The following is a 1,745-nucleotide window of genomic DNA, read 5'->3' on the forward strand; positions in this document are numbered from 1 at the left end:
CGGCCGCGGCGTGCCAGGCACCGGCGGCCTCGGGCGGCAGGTCCGGCAGGATCACACCTGCCACCCCGGCCCCGGCCAGCTCGCCGGCGAGGCGCTCCACGCCCCGGGCCAGCAGCGGGTTCCAGTAGCTCATGACCACCGGCACGCCCCCGGCGTCCACGACGGCGCGGGCGCACTCCAGGGCATCGTCCACGCTGGCCCCCTGCTCGAGGGCGCGGTCGGCGGCGTCCTGGATGACGGGGCCGTCCATGACCGGGTCGGTGTACGGGATGCCGATCTCGATGACGTCGGCGCCGGCCTCCACGGCGGCCACCATCGCGGCCCGGGAGGTCTCCACGTCGGGGAAGCCCACCGGCAGGTAGACCACCAAGGCCGCCCGGCCCGCCTCGCGGCAGGCGGCGAAGCGCTCGTCCAGCAGGTTGCTCATGCCTCGACCCCCTGTGCAGGGTTCTCGTCGGTGTCCTCGTCGCCCTCGGGGTGGGCCTCGCCGTCGGCGTCCACGAGCCCGAACCAGCGGGCCGCGGTGTCCACGTCCTTGTCGCCGCGCCCGGAGAGGTTCACCAGCACCACGCCCTCGGGGCCCAGGCGGCGCGCCTCCTCGACCGCCCCGGCCACGGCGTGCGCGGACTCGATGGCGGGGATGATCCCCTCGGTGCGGCACAGCAGCCGGAAGGCGTCCATCGCCTCGGTGTCGGTCACGGCCACGTACCGGGCGCGCCCGGTGGTGTGCAGGTGGCTGTGCTCCGGGCCGACACTCGGGTAGTCCAGACCGGCGCTCACCGAGTGGGTCTCCAGGGTCTGGCCACCCTCGTCCTGGAGCACGTAGGTGGCGGCGCCATGGAGCACGCCGGGGCGGCCCGTGGCGAAGCGCGCCGCGTGCCGGCCGGTGTCCACCCCGTCGCCGCCGGCCTCGCAGCCGACGAGCTCCACCTCGGTGTCGTCGAGGAAACCGGAGAACAGGCCGATGGCGTTGGAGCCGCCGCCCACGCAGGCGACGGCCACGTCCGGCAGGCGCCCGACCGCAGCGAGGACCTGCTCGCGGGCCTCGGCGCCGATCACCTCGTGGAAGCGGCGCACCATCGTCGGGAAGGGGTGCGGGCCGGTGACGGTGCCCAGCACGTAGTGGGTGGTGTCCACGCTGGCGACCCAGTCGCGCATGGCCTCGTTGATGGCGTCCTTGAGCGTGGCCGAGCCGTGCTCGACGGCCACCACCTCGGCGCCCAGCAGCTGCATGCGGGCGACGTTGAGGGCCTGGCGGCGGGTGTCCACGGCACCCATGTAGACCACGCACTCCAGGCCGAGGAGGGCCGCGGCCGTGGCGGTGGCCACGCCGTGCTGGCCGGCGCCGGTCTCGGCGATGACGCGCGTCTTGCCCATCCGCTCGGCGAGCAGCACCTGGCCGAGCACATTGTTGATCTTGTGCGAGCCGGTGTGGTTGAGGTCCTCGCGCTTGAGGAAGATCCGCGCGCCCCCCACGTGGGCGGACAGGCGGCGGGCCTCGGTGAGCGGGCTCGGGCGGCCGGTGTAGGTGGCGTGCAGGCCGTGCAGCTGGGCCACGAACTCCGGGTCGGCCAGAGCGTGCTCGAACTCGGCGTCGAGCTCGGTGAGGGCCGCGGTGAGCGCCTCGGGCACGTAGGCGCCGCCGAACTCGCCGAACTGCGGGCTGAAGAGGTCCGTCATCGGCTGGTTCCTCCCATCGGGTCGGAGGGGGTGGGGTCGGCCGGGGCGGCACCCGCCGCGACGAG

Annotated in this window: 2 protein-coding genes; both read right to left on the reverse strand. The window is 74.7% G+C overall.

Annotated elements, in window-relative coordinates; genetic code table 11:
• Window positions 1-427 (reverse strand): tryptophan synthase subunit alpha (trpA, locus tag HMPREF3099_RS06930; RefSeq protein ID WP_070705314.1); only part of this gene is annotated, 427 nt, incomplete at its 3' end.
• On the reverse strand, window positions 424-1,680 hold the full coding sequence (trpB, locus tag HMPREF3099_RS06935) for a tryptophan synthase subunit beta (RefSeq protein WP_070705315.1): 1,257 nt from the start codon (window positions 1,678-1,680) through the stop codon (window positions 424-426). The genes trpA and trpB, both read right to left, overlap by 4 nt.
• Window positions 1,681-1,745 lie beyond the last annotated feature (65 nt).

Source organism: Kytococcus sp. HMSC28H12 (assembly GCF_001816045.1).
GTDB lineage: Bacteria > Actinomycetota > Actinomycetes > Actinomycetales > Dermatophilaceae > Kytococcus > Kytococcus schroeteri.

Coding starts and splice junctions, on each gene's coding strand:
- trpB (WP_070705315.1), bottom strand. CDS start 1,680: ATGACGGACCTCTTCAGCCCGCAGTTCGGCGAGTTCGGCGGCGCCTAC.